The sequence below is a fragment of the Streptomyces sp. NPDC050535 genome, assembly GCF_044457665.1.
Classification (GTDB): Bacteria; Actinomycetota; Actinomycetes; order Streptomycetales; family Streptomycetaceae; genus Streptomyces.
Genome location: NZ_JBITHE010000003.1, coordinates 580,213 through 597,674 on the forward strand (window position 1 = coordinate 580,213; position 17,462 = coordinate 597,674).

General features: G+C 68.3%; 15 protein-coding genes, 1 rRNA gene and 1 riboswitch. Of the genes, 3 read left to right on the top strand and 13 right to left on the bottom strand.

Features of this window, described 5'->3' with window-relative positions; all coding sequences use genetic code 11:
* Nucleotides 1-29 precede the first annotated feature (29 nt).
* Entirely contained in the window at nt 30-1,547 is a 1,518-nt protein-coding gene (locus ACIBLC_RS10695; protein ID WP_399210413.1) for a glutamate--cysteine ligase, read from the bottom strand.
* A 545-nt stretch (nt 1,548-2,092) separates the two neighbouring features.
* Here ACIBLC_RS10695 and ACIBLC_RS10700 point away from each other — a divergent pair.
* Both ACIBLC_RS10700 and ACIBLC_RS10705 read left to right on the top strand, forming a co-directional pair.
* The gene (locus ACIBLC_RS10700) at nt 2,093-2,677 is read left to right on the top strand and encodes a hypothetical protein (protein ID WP_399210414.1); all 585 of its coding nucleotides are present in this window, start codon (nt 2,093-2,095) and stop codon (nt 2,675-2,677) included.
* A gap of 387 nt (nt 2,678-3,064) precedes the next feature.
* Nucleotides 3,065-3,271, top strand: coding sequence for a DUF5999 family protein (locus ACIBLC_RS10705; RefSeq protein WP_383684471.1), 207 nt, complete (start codon nt 3,065-3,067; stop codon nt 3,269-3,271).
* A 135-nt stretch (nt 3,272-3,406) separates the two neighbouring features.
* Here the strand turns inward: ACIBLC_RS10705 and gcvP are convergent, their stop codons facing one another.
* The gene (gene gcvP, locus ACIBLC_RS10710; RefSeq protein ID WP_399210416.1) at nt 3,407-6,292 is read right to left on the bottom strand and encodes an aminomethyl-transferring glycine dehydrogenase; all 2,886 of its coding nucleotides are present in this window, start codon (nt 6,290-6,292) and stop codon (nt 3,407-3,409) included.
* 184 nt (nt 6,293-6,476) lie between these two features.
* A riboswitch (glycine riboswitch) is annotated at nt 6,477-6,572 on the bottom strand.
* A gap of 114 nt (nt 6,573-6,686) precedes the next feature.
* On the opposite strand from gcvP, the gene ACIBLC_RS10715 reads away from it, so the two are divergent.
* Nucleotides 6,687-7,058: a PRC-barrel domain-containing protein gene (locus ACIBLC_RS10715; protein WP_399210417.1), complete on the top strand. Its 372-nt coding sequence runs from the start codon at nt 6,687-6,689 to the stop codon at nt 7,056-7,058.
* A gap of 48 nt (nt 7,059-7,106) precedes the next feature.
* Here the strand turns inward: ACIBLC_RS10715 and ACIBLC_RS10720 are convergent, their stop codons facing one another.
* The 11 genes from ACIBLC_RS10720 to rrf all read right to left on the bottom strand — a co-directional run.
* Nucleotides 7,107-8,477, bottom strand: coding sequence for a DNA polymerase IV (locus tag ACIBLC_RS10720; RefSeq protein ID WP_399210418.1), 1,371 nt, complete (start codon nt 8,475-8,477; stop codon nt 7,107-7,109).
* Nucleotides 8,478-8,568: 91 nt separating this feature from the next.
* The gene (locus tag ACIBLC_RS10725) at nt 8,569-9,207 is read right to left on the bottom strand and encodes a MerR family transcriptional regulator (protein WP_399210419.1); all 639 of its coding nucleotides are present in this window, start codon (nt 9,205-9,207) and stop codon (nt 8,569-8,571) included.
* Between the two features lie 217 nt (nt 9,208-9,424).
* Nucleotides 9,425-9,898 (bottom strand): bifunctional nuclease family protein, encoded by a 474-nt coding sequence (locus tag ACIBLC_RS10730; RefSeq protein ID WP_006123076.1) that lies wholly within the window; start codon nt 9,896-9,898, stop codon nt 9,425-9,427.
* Nucleotides 9,899-9,983: 85 nt separating this feature from the next.
* Nucleotides 9,984-10,727 (bottom strand): MerR family transcriptional regulator, encoded by a 744-nt coding sequence (locus ACIBLC_RS10735; protein ID WP_399210420.1) that lies wholly within the window; start codon nt 10,725-10,727, stop codon nt 9,984-9,986.
* Between the two features lie 42 nt (nt 10,728-10,769).
* Nucleotides 10,770-11,747, bottom strand: a complete 978-nt coding sequence (locus ACIBLC_RS10740) for an FHA domain-containing protein (protein ID WP_399210421.1) — start codon at nt 11,745-11,747, stop codon at nt 10,770-10,772.
* Between the two features lie 61 nt (nt 11,748-11,808).
* The gene (locus ACIBLC_RS10745) at nt 11,809-12,666 is read right to left on the bottom strand and encodes a DUF881 domain-containing protein (protein WP_399210422.1); all 858 of its coding nucleotides are present in this window, start codon (nt 12,664-12,666) and stop codon (nt 11,809-11,811) included.
* 5 nt (nt 12,667-12,671) lie between these two features.
* Nucleotides 12,672-13,004 carry a small basic family protein gene (locus ACIBLC_RS10750; RefSeq protein WP_344015444.1) on the bottom strand — a complete coding sequence of 111 codons (333 nt, stop codon included), beginning with the start codon at nt 13,002-13,004 and terminating at the stop codon, nt 12,672-12,674.
* Nucleotides 13,001-13,906, bottom strand: a complete 906-nt coding sequence (locus tag ACIBLC_RS10755; protein WP_399210423.1) for a DUF881 domain-containing protein — start codon at nt 13,904-13,906, stop codon at nt 13,001-13,003. The genes ACIBLC_RS10750 and ACIBLC_RS10755 overlap by 4 nt, the downstream gene beginning before the upstream one ends.
* 98 nt (nt 13,907-14,004) lie before the next feature.
* Nucleotides 14,005-16,500, bottom strand: coding sequence for a sugar phosphate nucleotidyltransferase (locus ACIBLC_RS10760; protein WP_399210424.1), 2,496 nt, complete (start codon nt 16,498-16,500; stop codon nt 14,005-14,007).
* Nucleotides 16,501-16,614: 114 nt separating this feature from the next.
* Nucleotides 16,615-17,223 (bottom strand): CDP-alcohol phosphatidyltransferase family protein, encoded by a 609-nt coding sequence (locus ACIBLC_RS10765; protein ID WP_399210425.1) that lies wholly within the window; start codon nt 17,221-17,223, stop codon nt 16,615-16,617.
* A gap of 149 nt (nt 17,224-17,372) precedes the next feature.
* Nucleotides 17,373-17,462: ribosomal RNA gene (rrf, locus tag ACIBLC_RS10770) — 5S ribosomal RNA — on the bottom strand; the annotation flags it as partial.

Below are 17,462 nucleotides of genomic sequence, written 5' to 3' on the forward strand. Positions count from 1 at the left end.
GCCCACCTCCACTCCGGGACCCCCGCCTCTCATCTCAGGGAAACGGGCTCCGGCAACCCCACCGGCCAGGTGTGCACGGGTTCCCCGAGATGCATCAGCTCGGCGTAGCGGCGTGTGGTCGCGGCCAGCGCGGCATCCCGCCCCAGTCCCGTCTTCAGCGCCCGGTGGAAAGTCGCCGCCTGCCAGCTCGCCCCGTTGACGCGAAGCCGGCACCGCTCCTCGATCACCCCGAGGTAGAAGTCCCGGTCGACGGGCTCGACCCCCCACGCGTCCAGTCCCGTCGCGGCGAGCGGCAGCAGCTCGTCCCGTACGAGGGCGACGGCCTCCACCTCGTGCGTCCCGCCGTACCGGCCGCGCCTGGGCCACTCCAGGCGCGCGTCGATGCCATGGCGGCACGCGGCGTCGAAGTTGGCGGCGGCCGAGCTGAAGGGCAGCCGCGTCCACACGGGCCGCGGCTCCTCGGCGAGCGCGCGGACGAGACCGTAGTAGAAGGCCGCGTTGGCGATGACATCGGTGACGGTGGGGCCCGCGGGCAGCACGCGGTTCTCGACTCGCAGATGCGGAACTCCGTCGGCGACGCCGTAGACGGGCCGGTTCCAGCGGTACACCGTGCCGTTGTGCAGCACGAGTTCGGCGAGCTTGGGGACACCCCCGGCGTCGAGGACACCCAGCGGGTCCTCCTCGTCGCAGATGGGCAGGAGCGGCGGGTAGAAGCGCAGGTTCTCCTCGAAGAGGTCGTACGCGGACGAGATCCACTGTTCCCCGAACCATGTGCGCGGCCGCACCCCCTGCGCCTGCAGTTCGGGCGGCCGGGTGTCGGTGGACTGCTGGAACAGCGGGGGCCGCGACTCGCTCCACAGCTCGTGCCCGAAGAGGAAGGGCGAGTTGGCGCCGACCGCGACCTGGGCCGCGGCGACCGCCTGCGCGGCGTTCCACACGTCGGCGAACCGCCCGGGCGTGACCTGGAGGTGCAACTGCACGGAGGTGCAGGCGGCTTCGGGCGCGATGGACTTGGACGTACAGACCAGCCGCTCCACCCCGTCGATGTCGAGCGTGAAATCCTCGCCACGGGCGGCGACTATCTGGTCGTTGAGCAGGGTGTAGCGGTCGACGTCCGACAGGTTCGAGGAGACCAGGTCCTCCTGGCCGAGGGTCGGCAGAATGCCGATCATCACGATTCCGGCATCGACTTCCTTCGCTTTCCGGTGGGCGTACGCAAGGGAGATGCGCAGCTCCTCGGCGAGCTGGTCGAATACCCGCCCACCCAGTCGGTGTGGGGCAATGTTGACTTCCAGGTTGAACATGGCGAGTTCTGTTTGGAAATCTTGGCTCGCAATCTTTTCGAGTACTTGCGCATTCATCATTCTGGGCGTGCCGTCGGTGCCCGCGAGATTCAACTCGATCTCCAGGCCCATGAGGTTCTTCGGGCGGTCGAACCGCTCCTCCTCCAGCAACCGCGCAAGCCCCGCCAGACACTGCCGGAGCTTGCGGCGGTAGTGCTGGCGATCGGACAGGCCGAACGGCCCTGCCACGACCTTCTCTCCCATCAAAGTGTCCTTCCCTCGGATGGGCGGGCCGACACTTCGGCCCCTGACGTCCCGGGTCACGTGGGATGATGCCCAGGCAACGCGATCGATAACGTCCTGGACGCGTCCGCCGCCCGCTACTCTGGATCCGAGTACCCAGAGGCACATTCACCAGGCATGACGCGGTGCGCGGTTTCGTTCCGACGCGATCTCGTGAAAAACGCCGACGAGAATCGGCCGACCGGTCCGGACGGGCATTCCTAGGTCATGGCCACACTCGCGCACAGAACCAGGATGAATCCCCCTTCTCACCGACCGAATAGTGACTTGCTTTTCATATTCGGGGCGGCTAGCGGAAACACCCTGCGAACACGTCTCGTATAAACTCCGCGAACGAGGCAGAGAGTCGGCGCTCGCGGTCCTAGGTCCTGTCATCCAGATGACGTACGACAGGCGACGAACTGTCGGCGGATCCAGATCCCTCGCCCCTTCGGCCCCGAGAGCTGACAGCGCCGTCCGCCCCCTGCCTCGTGCCCCCGTGCCTGTCGAACGAGAGGCGACCCACCATGCCGCTGCACCTGCCCCCGGCTCCCGCGCCCGCCCTGCGCTCCGTCCTCACGGCACTCGGTTCCCCCACCGCCGTCCGAGAGGCGCGAACGCCGTCCCTCCGCCTGGCGCAGGGACCCGTCACACCCGAACTGCCGCTCCCCGTGCACGTCCTGGACCGGATCACCCCCGCGGGCACCTCCGCCACCCGGCTCACCGGCTGGCGCTTCCTGATCCACTGCGGCGACCGTGCGATCGCCGCCGCCGACACCATGCTGACCCCCGACGGCTGGGCCTTCTCGCGTTTCTTCGAGGGCCCGTACATCGCCGCCACCGAACGCGCGCTGCGCCAGGCCGAGGCCATGAAGCAGCCGTACCAGGCCCGGCTGCTCTCCGTGCCGGAGCTGTACATGCTCACGCTCTGGCTGCACGGCGACATCACCGCGGACGGCGCCGCCGGCCACCCCGCCGACACGGACCTCCTGGTCCCGCTGGCGCCCGCCCCGCCGGGTATCGCCCCGCACCGCCCGCACCGCGTCGCCGAACTCCTGCCGGTCCTCACCCACCGGCTCACTCCCGCGCCTCTGCTCAGCTCACCCGCGTAGCACCACCACCCGCCCGACCCCGCGTGCCCCGCCGCCGTCCTCACGGCTGCGGGGCACGTCGCCGTCCTCAGGCCGTGGGCGCACGTCGCTCGTTCGGGCCCCAGAGCGCTCGTACGAGGGAAAACGCCTCCCGCGCCCGACCGGACTAGCCCCATTCGGCCACCACTAACCACCCGAAGAGACAGCACAGTTGGGATGAACCGTCCGCACGGGTGATGCGTCATCAACCTGTGAGGAGCGCTGCCGCTAAATCCCTGCGGATTGACGCCCGTAGGGCAACACTGGGTCCAGACCACACATCAACGGGGGGCGGCCATGAGCACATCAAGCCGCAGGACAGAGACCACAGCCACCACTCACCGCTCAACCCAGCGAAAGATCCCATCCATGTGCCAGCACAAGCCGTCGTGTCCGTCAGCCGAATCCGCCGACCGGGAGTCCGCCCGCCTCGCGGCGCACCACCCGGAGCAGGGATGGAGCCTGCTCTGCAACGGCGTTCTGCTTTTCGAGGACACCGGTGAGCTCCTGCCGAACGGCCAGATCATCGCCCCGCACCGCCCTCTCGGCGGCGAGCACGTGATGACGGCGGCCTGAACCGCATCACCGGGTGGCTTTGGCAGAGCCGCCCAGACACAAGAGGGGCCGGCCCGGAGACGTGATCTCCGAACCGGCCCCGACGCGCGTCCGGGGGTGATCACTCCCCGTAGTCGTCCAGGTTCCGAGCGCTGCTCAGTCCTCGTAGGCGTCCAGCGGCGGGCAGGAACAGACCAGGTTCCGGTCGCCGTACGCCTGGTCGATCCGGCGCACCGGCGGCCAGTACTTGTCCGCGACCGAGACGCCGGCCGGGAAGACGGCCTCCGCCCGGCTGTAGGCGTGCTCCCACTCCCCGCCGAGCGCGGCGGCGGTGTGCGGGGCGTTGCGCAGCGGGTTGTCGTCCGCCGCCCACTCGCCCGAGCCGACCTTCTCGATCTCCGCGCGGATGGCGATCATCGCCTCGCAGAACCGGTCGAGCTCGATCAGGTCCTCGGACTCCGTCGGCTCGATCATCAGCGTGCCGGCCACCGGGAACGACATCGTCGGCGCGTGGAACCCGTAGTCGATCAGCCTCTTGGCGATGTCGTCGACACTCACACCGGTCGCCTTGGTCAGCGGCCGCAGGTCGATGATGCACTCGTGCGCGACCAGCCCGCCGGGACCGGTGTAGAGCACCGGGAAGTGCGGCTCGAGGCGCTTGGCGATGTAGTTGGCGGAGAGCACCGCCACCTGCGTGGCGCGCTTCAGCCCCTCGCCGCCCATCAGCCGGACGTACGCCCACGAGATCGGCAGGATGCCCGCGGAGCCCCACGGAGCGGCCGAGATCGGGCCGACTCCCGTCCCGGGACCGGCCGCAGGCTGCAAGGGGTGGTTCGGCAGGTACGGCGCCAGGTGCGTGCGCACCCCGACCGGACCGACGCCGGGACCGCCTCCGCCGTGCGGGATGCAGAAGGTCTTGTGCAGGTTGAGGTGCGAGACGTCCCCGCCGAAGTGCCCCGGCTTGGCGAGCCCCACCAGCGCGTTGAGGTTGGCACCGTCCACGTAGACCTGACCGCCCGCCTCGTGCACCTGGGCGCAGATGTCGGCGACATGCTCCTCGAAGACACCGTGCGTCGAGGGGTACGTGATCATCAGCACCGACAGTTCGTCACGGTGCTGCTCGATCTTGGCACGCAGGTCCTCGACGTCGATCTCGCCGTCGTCCGCCGTCTTCACGACGACGACCTTCATGCCGGCCATCACGGCGCTCGCCGCGTTCGTGCCGTGCGCGGAGGACGGGATCAGGCACACGGTGCGCTGCTCGTCGCCGTTCGCACGGTGGTATCCCCGTACGGCGAGCAGACCGGCCAGCTCACCCTGCGAACCGGCGTTGGGCTGGAGCGACACCTTGTCGTACCCGGTGACCTCGGCGAGCTGCTCCTCCAGCTCATGGATGAGCGTGAGGTAACCCTGCGCCTGCTCGGCGGGCGCGAAGGGGTGCAGCTGGCCGAACTCGGGCCAGGTGACCGGCTCCATCTCCGTCGTCGCGTTGAGCTTCATCGTGCAGGAGCCCAGCGGGATCATGCCGCGGTCGAGCGCGTAGTCACGGTCGGAGAGCCTGCGCAGGTAGCGCAGCATCGCCGTCTCGGAGCGGTACTGGTGGAACACCGGGTGCGCGAGGTACTCGTCGGTGCGCAGCAGCGCGGCCGGCAGCGTGTCCCCGGCGGTCGAGTCCAGCGCCCCGACCTCGGCGTCGACACCGAACGCGGCCCACACAGCGGCCAGTTGCCTGCGCGTGGTCGTCTCGTCGCAGGACATCGACACAAGGTCGGCGTCGACGGGGTACAGGTTGACCCCGCGGTCGCGAGCACCGGCCACGATCTCAGCGGCCCGGCCCGGAACCCGTACCGTCAGCGTGTCGAAGTAGGCGCCGTGGACGACCTCGACTCCGCCCGCCTTCAGGCCCGCGGCGAGGATCGTCGCGTACCGGTGGGTACGCCGCGCGATCGTCTTCAGCCCCTCGGGACCGTGGTAGACGGCGTACATGCCGGCCATCACGGCGAGCAGCACCTGAGCCGTACAGATGTTGCTCGTCGCCTTCTCACGGCGGATGTGCTGCTCCCGCGTCTGCAGGGCGAGGCGGTACGCCTTGTGCCCGTCCGCGTCGACGGACACCCCCACCAGCCGGCCCGGCAGGCTGCGCGCGAACTTCTCGCGCACCGCCATGTACCCGGCGTGCGGCCCACCGAAGGCCATCGGCACACCGAAACGCTGGGTCGTACCGACCGCGATGTCCGCGCCCAGCTCGCCCGGCGAGGTCAGCAGGGTCAGGGCGAGCAGATCGGCGGCGACGGTGACGACCGCTCCCAGCTCGTGCGCCTGCTCGACGAGCGGCTTGATGTCGCGTACGGCACCGGAGGCACCCGGGTACTGGATCAGCACGCCGTTGATCTCGCGCTCGGCGAGCTCGGCCGGGATGCCCGCGCTCAGGTCGGCGACGACGACCTCGACACCGGTCGGCTCGGCGCGGGTCCGAACGACGGCGACGGTCTGCGGCAGCGCGTCCGCGTCGACCAGGAAGAGGCCCTTCTTGTTCTTGCCCATGCGCCGGGACAGCGCCATCGCCTCGGCGGCCGCGGTGCTCTCGTCGAGCAGCGAGGCGCCGGACGTCGGCAGGCCGGTCAGCTCGGCGACGACGGTCTGGAAGTTCAGCAGCGCCTCGAGCCGGCCCTGCGAGATCTCCGGCTGGTACGGCGTGTAGGCCGTGTACCAGGCCGGGCTCTCCATGACGTTCCGCAGGATCACCGGCGGAGTGAAGGTCCCGTAGTAGCCGAGCCCGATCATCGAGTCGAGCACCTGGTTGCGGTCCGCGAGGGAACGCAGCTCGGCCAGCACCTCGGCCTCGGTGCGCGCGTCCGGCAGCTCCAGCGCCTCGGTGTTCTTGATCACGTCCGGCACCGCGATGGCGGTGAGCTCGTCCAGCGAGCCGTACCCGACCTGCGCGAGCATCTTGGCCCGCGCCTCGACGTCTGGGCCTATGTGGCGCTGCTCGAAGGGGATTCCCTGTTCGAGCTCGGAGAGCGGAATGCGAGGGGCGGTCATGGCGGAGGCCTCCTGGTCTGACGCGACCTTCGAGGGGTACCCCGGCACGGGTACCCCGACGGCCTCCCCCTCTGTCATCTCAACCTGAGAGCTTCACCGGCCCGCCCGCCCGCTGCGACCCGACTTTCACCGTCGGTGAGAGCGGGAGCCGTCCGTCGGCACCCGCCCTGCTTTCCAGAGTGACCTCGTCCGTGCGGTACGTGGGCCTGAGAGATTCCGGGGAGGATTTGCTCCTTCGGCGCCTCCGATGGTGTCCGGAGGACTCTCCCGCACAGGGTCAGCAGCCGACGCCAGCCTATCAGCGAGGGCAACTCCCGGGCCTTCGAGTGGCCACCTTCCTGAATCTGCTCTTTTGTAGTGCTTACGGATGAGTTGCGACCAAATGGAGGGCACCGTGCAGACCGACATCGATCCGCGCAACCTGATCGGCCGCAAGGCATTCGACCGCGACGGCGCCAAGATCGGCACGATCGACGAGATCTACCTCGACGACGCGACCGGGGTCCCGGAGTGGGCGGCCATACGCACGGGCCTCTTCAGCAGGGACGCCTTCGTGCCCCTGGAGCCCAGCGAACTCGTCGAGGGCACCCTGCGCATCCCCTTCGAACGGGCGCTGATCAAGGACGCGCCCGACTTCGGCGTCGGCCGCCACCTCTCCCCCGAACAGGAACTCCAGCTCTACCACCACTACGGCCTCGACGTGGCGTCCCCCTCTCCCCCGCCGGACCGCGACTTCGGCCGCCTGGCGGGCACGGACGAGGCCTGACCGAAGCCCGCGACCACCCCCGAAACGAACCGCGGCGGCGAACCGACCTCACCCCTCACTGCCCTGGCCCACGGTGCCGGCCACCAACGGCAGCGGCTCCGCCGGCTCCAGCGCCGGATCGTCGGTGCGGAAAGTCCGTACGCGCCCGGGCCCGGAGTACGGCGTCTCGAACCGGACGGTCACCCTCCCGAGCCCGCTCCCCTGCACCCACCCGTGCCCGAACTCGGCGTGCCGTACATCGTGCCCCGCGGGCCACCGCCGCTCAGCAGGCGGCACAAGTTCCTCGGTGGACTCCTCCGCCGGCTTCTCCTCGGTGTGCTCCAACGCCGCGAGCTCCCCCGCCGCGGCCCGCGCCTGCGCGAACAGGTCCTCCTGCGTGTAGTCGGCCAGCCCCGAGACGCCCACCCCGAGCAGTCGTACGCCACCGGTCGTGTCCACCCCGTCCAGGAGCCGCGCGGCCGCCTCCCGCACGACCGCGGGGTCGTCCGTGGGCCCCCGCAGCGTCTCGGACCGGGTCAGCGTCGAGAAGTCGTACCTGCGCACCTTCAGGACGATGGTCCGCCCCGACAGCCCGGCTCCCCGCAACCGCTGCACACACCGGTCGGTGAGCCGCTGCACCTCGAGGCCGACCCGCGTCCGGTCATGGATGTCCACGTCATAGGTGTCCTCGACGGACACCGACTTGGTCTCCCGCTCGGCCACCACGGGCCGGTCGTCGTGCGCCAGCGCCATCGCGTACAACGAGTGCCCGTGTGCCTTCCCCACCAGGCGTACGAGCTCGTCCTCGCCCGCTTCGGCGAGCTCCCCCACGGTGGTGATGCCTGCCCGCCGCAGGTGGTCCCCGGTCGCGGGCCCGACACCCGGCAGCGTCCGCACCGACATCGGTCCCAGCAGCGCGCGCTCCGTCCCCGGCTCTATCAGCACGAGACCGTCGGGTTTGGCCTGCTCCGAGGCGATCTTCGCCAGCATCTTGGACGCGGCGAGCCCCACCGACCCGGTGAGTCCCGTGACGGCCCTGATGTCCGCGCGCAGCTTGACCGCGGTCAGCCGCGCCGAAGCCTCGTCCCAGGCCGCTCCGGCGGCCTCCAGGTCGACGAACGCCTCGTCCAGGCTCAGCGGCTCCACCAGCGGTGACAGAGCCCGCAGCAGCCCCATCACCTGCTCGCTGACCTCCCGGTAGATCCCGAAGCGCGGCACGAGATACGCGGCGTTCGGCGCGAGTCGGCGTGCCTGGGCCATGGGCATCGCCGAGTGCACCCCGAAGACCCGTGCCTCGTACGAACAGGTCGCGACCACTCCACGTGGTCCGAGACCGCCCACGACGACCGCTTTCCCGCGCAGGCTCGGCTTGGCCGCCTGCTCCGCCGAGGCGAAGAAGGCGTCCATGTCGAGATGCAGGATCGTGGGCGCGGTTCTCACATCTCCGATGCTGCCCTACGCCACTGACAATGCCCCGGCAAGCCGGGGCATTGTCAGTTCGTTCCGCTCGTCGGGCCGCGCGTTCCGTTCGTCAGACCGCGCGATTGCGCCGTCGCGCCAGTTCGTCGGTGGGGTTCTTCGCAAGGAGCGTCTCCCCCGTGTCCACGCGCTCCCCGTGCAACTGCGAGAGCGCGCTCTCGACATCCCGCCACACCACACCCACGGCGATCCCGAAGACCCCCTGGCCGCCCTGGAGCAGTGCGTGGACCTCGTCGGGCGAGGTGCACTCGTAGACCGTGGCGCCGTCGCTCATCAGCGTCATCCGTTCCAGATCCCGGAAACCGCGCTCTCTGAGGTGCTGGACCGTGGTGCGGATGTTCTGGAGTGACACCCCGGTGTCGAGGAACCGCTTGACGATCTTGAGGACGACGACGTCCCTGAAGCTGTAGAGCCGCTGTGTCCCCGATCCGTAGGCGGGCCGCACGCTGGGCTCGACCAGCCCGGTCCTCGCCCAGTAGTCCAGCTGCCGATAGGTGATGCCGGCGGCAGCGCACGCCGTCGGACCGCGGTAGCCGATTTCCTCGGACACCGCCTCACCCTCACCGGGCACTGCTGTCGGCCGCCGCGGAAGGTGATCGGCCGCGTTGCCGTGAAGCGGGTACGGGCCGCCGCTCTCCCCCAGACCGCGTCCGGGGGCACCCCCAGCCGTACCGTCGCCGCTGCTTCTCACGCCGACCTCCGTCCTTGACCTGCCTTCTCGACGGTAGGCAGTCACCAGGGGTGCGTCAACGATCGCCACACTCGGCACGCCGAGTGATAATCACCCTAGGAGTGGTTTCCCGTGCCCCACCGCGGGGAAAGGCTAGCCGAATGCTCTCTGAGCGGGCCGCGGCACACCACACTGGCCGCTGGCAATTGCCGCCCGGAGCTCTCCGGAGCCGGTGCCCTCACTGGCTGTTGGTGCCGAAATCCTCGGGCGAGATCTGGTCGAGGAACTCGCGGAACTTCTCCACCTCGTCCTCCTGCTCGTCCGGGATCGCGATGCCGGCGTCGTCGAGCACGCCGTCGCTGCCGTAGATCGGCGTCCCGGTGCGCAGGGCGAGCGCTATGGCGTCGGACGGCCTGGCGCTCACCTCGACTCCGCTGGCGAACACCAGTTCCGCATAGAAGACGCCTTCACGGAGGTCCGTGATGCGCACTTCGGTGAGCTCCTGGCCGACGGCTTCCAGCACGTCCTTGAACAGGTCGTGGGTCAGCGGTCGTGCCGGGGCCATGCCCTGCTGGGCGAAGGCGATGGCCGTCGCCTCCCCCGGTCCGATCCAGATGGGGAGGTAACGATCGCCTCCCACTTCACGCAGAAGCACGATCGGTTGGTTGGAGGGCATTTCGACCCGGACACCTACGACATCGAGCTCGTTCACACAGCAACCCTAGGCCGTGCCCGGGACGTTTGGGTAGTCGGGCACGGAACGGGTGGGCTATCCGACATCCGGTGAGCTCCCGGGGTCAGGGCAGTCGCACGCCGAGCGCCGTCTGCACCAGCGCGGCGTGCAGCTTCACCGTGAGCCCCGCCAGCTCCTTCGCACGCGCCTCCGCGTGCGCCCGGGTCTGCGGATTGCGGTGCCGCCGCAGCGGGGCCACCACCTGGTCGACAAGACCCGCGTCCCGCTCCGCCCCGGCCTTCATCGCACGCAGATGGCGCGGCTCGATCCCGAACCGGCCCAGCTCGACGACGAGCGCGGCGACGGTCACCGCTTCGGCGTCGTACGCCCCGTCCTGGAGGGGCGCGATGAGGCCGTACGACTCCCACTCCTCAAGTTCCCGCTCACCGATCTCAGCAGTGGCCAGCAGCTCGGCACGACCGACCCGGGCGGCAGCGGGCACCTCCGGCTCGGCGAACAGCTCTCCCTCGCCCGGGTCCCGCTGACGCCCCACTGTCGGCAGTCGCACGGCCTCACCGCGCTCCAGGGCGTCCAGGTACTCCCGGATGACCTTGAGCGGCAGATAGTGGTCCCGCTGCATCCTCAGCACATGCCCGAGACGCTCGACATCGTTGGCGCTGAACTTGCGGTACCCCGAGGGGGTCCGCTGCGGCTCGATGAGCCCCTCCGACTCCAGGAACCTGATCTTGGAGACCGTCACTTCGGGGAACTCGTCGCGCAGTGCGTTCAGCACCGAGCCGATACTCATCAGCCCGCTGTCCGCGGCGGCGGTACCGTTGCCGGCACCGCCGCTCGGTGTTCGAAGCATGGACCTTCCTGAGGGTCTCCCCGGACGCAGTCCGAGGGAGGGTCAGATGCCCAGCTGGCTCGCGTAGAAGACCAGCCGGTACTTGCCGATCTGCACCTCGTCACCGTTCGACAGGGGGACCGAGTCGATCCGTTCCCGGTTGACGTACGTGCCGTTGAGGCTGCCGACGTCCGCCACGGTGAACGAGCCGTCGCCGACGCGGCGGAACTCCACATGGCGGCGCGACACGGTCACGTCGTCCAGGAAGATGTCGCTCTGCGGGTGCCGCCCGGCCGTGGTCAGATCGCCGTCCAGCAGGAACCGGCTGCCCGAGTTCGGACCACGGCGCACCACCAGGAGCGCCGAGCCGAGAGGCAGCGCGTCGACCGCGGCCTGCGCCTCCGGGGAGAGCGCCGGCGAGGCCGTCTGGCCCGTCACCTCGGCGTCATAGGCCTCGAGGCCCGAGATGGAGATCGTGGACGTCGTCTCGGACGGACGCTCCGGGGTCACTCCGGCTCGCAGCGGCGCACCGCAGTTCGAGCAGAAACGGCTGTTTTCCGCGTTGCGGTTACCGCACCTCGTACACACCAGGGCCGACATGGACGGATCCTCCTGCCGCGGCTGCCCTCCGGGGGCATGGGAAGCGTACGGGTCGGGGGTGAACCCGCCACCCGCGCTTGATGCTGACGAGTCCCCGAAACCTATGCGGCCGGACTGGGCAGGGTCAACAGACGGCGCGCCCTGACCACCGGAAATGTCGCCACCGGGACCACCGAGCTGGTCCCGGAACAGCGGGCGCTCGCCGCTCTGCTCCTCCGCGTCTCCATGGCGTGGTGCACGGTGCCGGGCGGTGGCGTTGTCGCCGCCCTCTCCTCGCGCGCTCTTGCCGAACAACTTCGCAAACAACTTCACGGGCGATTCCCCTTGACCGAAACAGACCCGCCCGTGGGGCAGGACGAACCCTGATTGAACACACCGGTCGACCCGGACATCCTCACAACGTCCGTATCCACCTGACAGTTTCCACCACGCACCACCCATTCGGTGCGTCGACCCCCCGCAACCTCCTGCCCTGGCCGGGCACCCCTCATGCGGCCCCGCCTCACTGGGACGACCGAGCGTAGTCAGGCTGCTTCGCCGGTCGCAAGGCGTCCACAACGATCTTCGTCGAGGACTCCACCGTGACGATGGCCTGCTCCTTCTCGAGTGTCTGCACCACGCCTCCGGGGATGTTGAGCGCCGGCTCCAGGTCCTGCGACTTGCCGATGACCTTGAAACGGTAGGGTTGGGTGATCTTGTTCCCGTCCACACTCACCCCCTTGTCCGAATCAGTCAGATAGGTGCTGGCCACGACCCGTACACCGTTCACCTGGATCGCCTCCGCACCGGCCGCTCGGAGCTCCTGGACGGCGTCCAGCAGCATGTCCGCCTCGACCGTTCCCTTGACGTCGTTGATCGTCAGGGTGATGCCGGGCCCCTGCGCGGCCACCGTGCCCGCCAGAATGCCGAGTTGCTTCTCCTTCTCTACGGTCTGCTTGCGAGCCTCCTCGGCCTGGTCCGAACTGTTCTCCAACTCGGTGCGCTGACCTTCGAGACCCTGTTTCTCGTCTTCAAGACGCTTTGTACGGCTGTCCAGTTCATCGAGGATGCGTACGAGATCTTCCTGACGTGCGCCGCGCAGCGCGCTGCCGCTGTCACTGTTGGACGCCACCTGGACGGCAAGACCGAAGCCGAGGCCGAACAGCAGCAGGGCGACGATCAGTTGCGCGCGGGACACACGCGGCGGCCACAGCCCCTGAGCCAGCCGCTGACGGCCGGTCAGCATCGGCTCGGCGCCTTCTTCCCTCTCCTCGCGCTCCGGCGGCACAGGGGCCGCTGCCGGAACCTCTTGGGGAAGTTCCTTGCGCAGCCGATGATCCGGACTGCCGGAACCCGTCGCCGACTCGTGGTCGTTACTCATCGGCCTCACGCCCGGAAGACGTGCCGGCGGATCGCGGCGGCGTTGGAGAAGATGCGGATGCCGAGGACGACCACCACGCCGGTGGAGAGCTGGGCGCCCACACCCAGCTTGTCGCCCAGGAAGACGATCAGCGCGGCCACCACCACGTTCGACAGGAACGACACCACGAAGACCTTGTCGTCGAAGATGCCGTCGAGCATCGCGCGGAAGCCTCCGAACACAGCGTCGAGGGCCGCCACTACGGCGATGGGAAGGTAAGGCTCGACGACTGCCGGAACCTCGGGCCGGACCAACAATCCGGCCACGACTCCCACGACGAGGCCCAGTACGGCGATCACGATGTGCCCTTCTCTGTGCTCGGCTGTGCTGTACGTACGATCACGCTCGGCGCGGCGCCCAGCCGGACGTCGTCCTGGACGGAGATGCTGGTCCGGATGCCGTAGTTCTCCTGGAGGGCATGCAGATACAGCCCGTCGGCGCTGTTCTGGAACCTGGTGCTGAGTTGCCGGCCGTCCCCCACCGCGAGCACCGTGTACGGCGGCACCAGCGGCCTGTTGTCGACCAGTATCGCGTCACCCGCGGCCCGGATCGCCGACAGAGCGGTCAGCCTCTGGCCGTTGACCGAGATGGCCTCGGCACCCGACTCCCACATCCCGTTGACGACACGCTGCATGTCACGGTCGCGCACCCGTCCGGTGTCGGAGAACCCGGAGGTCTCCCGAGGATCACCGTCGCCGTCCTGACTTGCTTCCTCGGCGTCGTCGACGACGAGTTTCACGCCAGGGCCGTGCACGGCAGTGGCACCTGAAAGGAGGCCCACCAGATCGGCCTGCTCACTGCCCCCGTCGGCCTTCAGCGCCGCACGCTGCCGGGCACTCACATCGGCACGCAGGGTGTCGACGTCGTCCTCGATCTTGTCCGCGGCGGTGGTCTCGCGTTCGATACGGTCGATGAGTTCCTGGCGCTCCTTGGCGATGGCAGGCGCCGCGATCCGCGCGTTCGCCGCTCCCAGGGTCACCACCAGGGCGGCGACGACCAGCCCGGCCGCGAGCCCGAGCTTCGCCCACAGCGTCTTCGGCATACCGCCGGTGCCGTCGGCCCGCTTCCGCGCGGTCGCCTCGGCGTACCCGTCGTCGAGGCTGTGGTCCATGACATTGGTGAGCAGCGACATGGAGGCGTCCGGGCGCGACGTGCGCGTAGGACTGCTCCGAACGGGGGGCTGCTGCGGCATGCCGCACATCGTCGCACGTCGCGGGCCCTACCTCCGAATGGCCCCACCGGCGTGCCGGACAGGCCCCCTTGAGGGCACTTGTCCGGCACGCGCGCGTGCTTTGTGTTTCAGCGACCGGCGCTGTCCACGACCGCCGCCCACTCGTCGAGCAGGGCCTCCGCGGAGGCATCGTCAGGCCCTTCGGCCCACAGATGCGTCACCGCCTCGGCGGGATCCGGAAGAACCATCACCCAGCGTCCGTCGGTCTCCACGACCCGTACGCCGTCGGTGGTGTCGACGAACCGGTCACCGGCCTCCTCCACAACTCGCCGCATGACAAGCCCCTTGACGGCCCACGGAGTGGCGAGATCGCGCTTGAGGACATGTGCCCGCGGAATCCGCGCGTCGATCTGGCTGAGAGTGAGCTGCGTCCGCGCGACGAGCCCGATGAGGCGCACGAACGCCGCCGCACCGTCGAAGACACCGCTGAACTCCGGGATGATGAAACCACCACGCCCGTCGCCACCGAAGATCGTCGAGTCCTCACGCCCGACCCGCGTCAGATCGTCCGGAGAGGTCGCCGTCCACTCCACCTGCGTGCCGTGGTACGCCGCCACCTGCTCGGCGATCCGCGTGGTGGTCACCGGAAGCGCCACCCGCCCGCTGCGCCGGTCTGCGGCCACCAGGTCGAGCATGACGAGCAGAGCCCGGTCGTCCTCGACGATCCGTCCCTTCTCGTCGACCAGTGAAAGCCGCTCACCGACGGGGTCGAATCGCACTCCGAACGCCGCCCGCGCGGACGCCACGATCTCGCCGAGCCGCACAAGCCCGGACCGCCGCGCATCCGCCGTCTCCGTCGGCCTGGACTCGTCGAGACCGGGATTGATGACCAGCGAGTCGACCCCGAGCTTGCCTAGCAGGCTGGGCAGTACGAGACCCGCGCTGCCGTTGGAGGCGTCCACGACGACCTTGAGCCCCGACTCGGTGATCCCGGTCGTGTCGACATTCCGCAGCAGCGACCCGGTGTACGAGTCGAAGACACTGGCCGGGAAGTGCAGATCCCCGATCTCGCCAGGGAACGCGCGCCGATACTCCTGCCGCGCGAACACACGGTCCAGCTTCCGCTGACTCGCCTGCGACAGATCAGCACCCTGCCCGTCGAAGAACATGATGTCGACGGAGTCCGGCACACCGGTCGTCGTCCGGATCATGATCCCGCCCGCACTGCCCCTGGCCGTCTGCTGCCTGGCCACCGGCAGCGGTACGTTCTCCAGGTCTCGTACGTCGATGGCGCTGGCCTGCAGCGCCGAGATGACCGCCCGCTTCAGCGCACGAGCACCTCTGGAGTGATCACGGGCCGTCGTGACCGTGGAGCCCTTCTTCAGCGTCGTCGCGTACGCTCCCGCGAGCCGCACGGCGAGTTCCGGGGTGATCTCCACGTTCAGAATCCCGGACACACCACGAGCACCGAACAGATGTGCCTGGCCCCGGGACTCCCAGATCACCGACGTGTTGACGAAGGCGCCGGCCTCGATGGTCTTGAACGGGTAGACCCGTACGTTCCCCTGAATGATCGATTCTTCGCCGACGAGACACTCGTCGCCGATGACGGCACCGTCCTCGATCCGGGAGGCTCGCATGATGTCGGTGTTCTTACCGATCACGCAGCCGCGCAGATTGCTGTGCTGTCCGATGTACACGTTGTCGTGCACGACAGCCCGGTGCAGGAAGGCACCTGTCTTGACGACGACGTTGGAACCGATGACGGTGTGCTCGCGGATCTCGGCGTCCGCCTCGACCTTGGCGTAGTCGCCGATGTAGAGCGGACCGCGCAGTACGGCGTCGGGGTGCACCTCGGCGCCCTCGGCGACCCATACGCCCGGCGAGATCTCGAATCCGTCGAGTTCGACGTCGACCTTGCCCTCAAGGACGTCGGCCTGCGCCTTCACATAGCTCTCGTGAGTGCCGACGTCCTCCCAGTAGCCCTCGGCGATATAGCCGTAGATGGGCTTGCCTTCCTTCATCAACTGAGGGAAGACGTCACCGGACCAGTCGACGGAGGCATCGGCCTCGACGTAGTCGAAGACCTCGGGCTCCATGACGTAGATACCCGTGTTCACCGTGTCGGAGAAAACCTGGCCCCAGGTCGGCTTCTCCAGGAAGCGCTCGACCTTGCCCTCGTCGTCGACAATGGTGATGCCGAATTCAAGGGGGTTCGGTACACGCGTCAGGCAGACGGTGACGAGCCCGCCCTTCTCCTTGTGGAAATTGATGAGATCGGTGAGGTCGAAGTCGGTCAGGGCATCACCGGAGATCACAAGGAACGTGTCGTCCTTCAACGCCTCCTCGGCGTTCTTGACACTCCCGGCAGTACCGAGTGGCTTCTCCTCATTGGCATAAGTGAGCTCCATGCCGAGCTCCTCGCCGTCACCGAAGTAGTTCTTGACGAGAGAGGCCAAGAACTGAACAGTAACGACGGTCTCGTTGAGCCCATGCCTTTTGAGCAGCCGTAGCACGTGCTCCATGATCGGCCTGTTGGCCACTGGCAGGAGCGGCTTGGGCATGCTTGAGGTCATGGGACGAAGGCGTGTGCCTTCGCCTCCGGCCATCACGACGGCCTTCATGTCGGAAGCGTCCTCCTTGAAGAGACGACGGTCTAGCCGACTTCACCCGTCCAAATTGTCCCGCACTTCTCATCCGCGGGCCATCGAGCCACTACAGCCACGCAATGGGCGAGTTCAATCGGTCGTGGCATCCGCCCTGACTAGGCGGCGGACCTGAACCACATACAGGACTCCTGCCCACCAATACAGGGTTGTACCCCATCCGGCGAAAGCCCATCCGAAAATAGCACCGAGTGACGCGATCCACCCACTTGCGTCACTGAGCAGCAACAACGGGAAGGCATACATCAGGTTGAAGGTGGCTGCCTTCCCCAGGAAGTTCACCTGCGGCGGCGGATAGCCATGGCGCCTGAGGATGCCCACCATCACCAGCAGGACCAGCTCGCGCGCCAGAAGTACGGCGGTCAACCACAGCGGGAGAATCTCCCGCCAGGTGAGGCCCACAAGAGTGGACAGAATGTAGAGCCGGTCGGCCGCGGGGTCGAGTAGCCGGCCAAGGCTGCTGATCTGGTTCCAGCGACGGGCGAGCTTCCCGTCCAGATAGTCGCTGATACCGCTCAGCATGAGCACCAGCAGCGCCCAGCCGTCGCTCTTGGGGCCGCCGAACTCAGGCCAGAGAATCAGCCACAGGAAGATGGGCACGCCGACGAGGCGAGCCATGCTGAGGATGTTCGGGATGGTGAGGACCCGGTCTGTCTGGACGCGGGTCTCCTGGACCTCCACCCGGGGGCCTCCTGTGGGAAACGAGCCAACGATGCCCCCTGACCCTACCCGCAGCACTCACCCTGCTGTACGGAGGGGTGGAGGCGTCACCGGAAAACAAAAAAGCTCCGGCTCTTGGGGTAAACCCAAGAGCCGGAGCTCTACGTTTAGTTCGGCGGCGTCCTACTCTCCCACAGGGTCCCCCCTGCAGTACCATCGGCGCTGTGAGGCTTAGCTTCCGGGTTCGGAATGTAACCGGG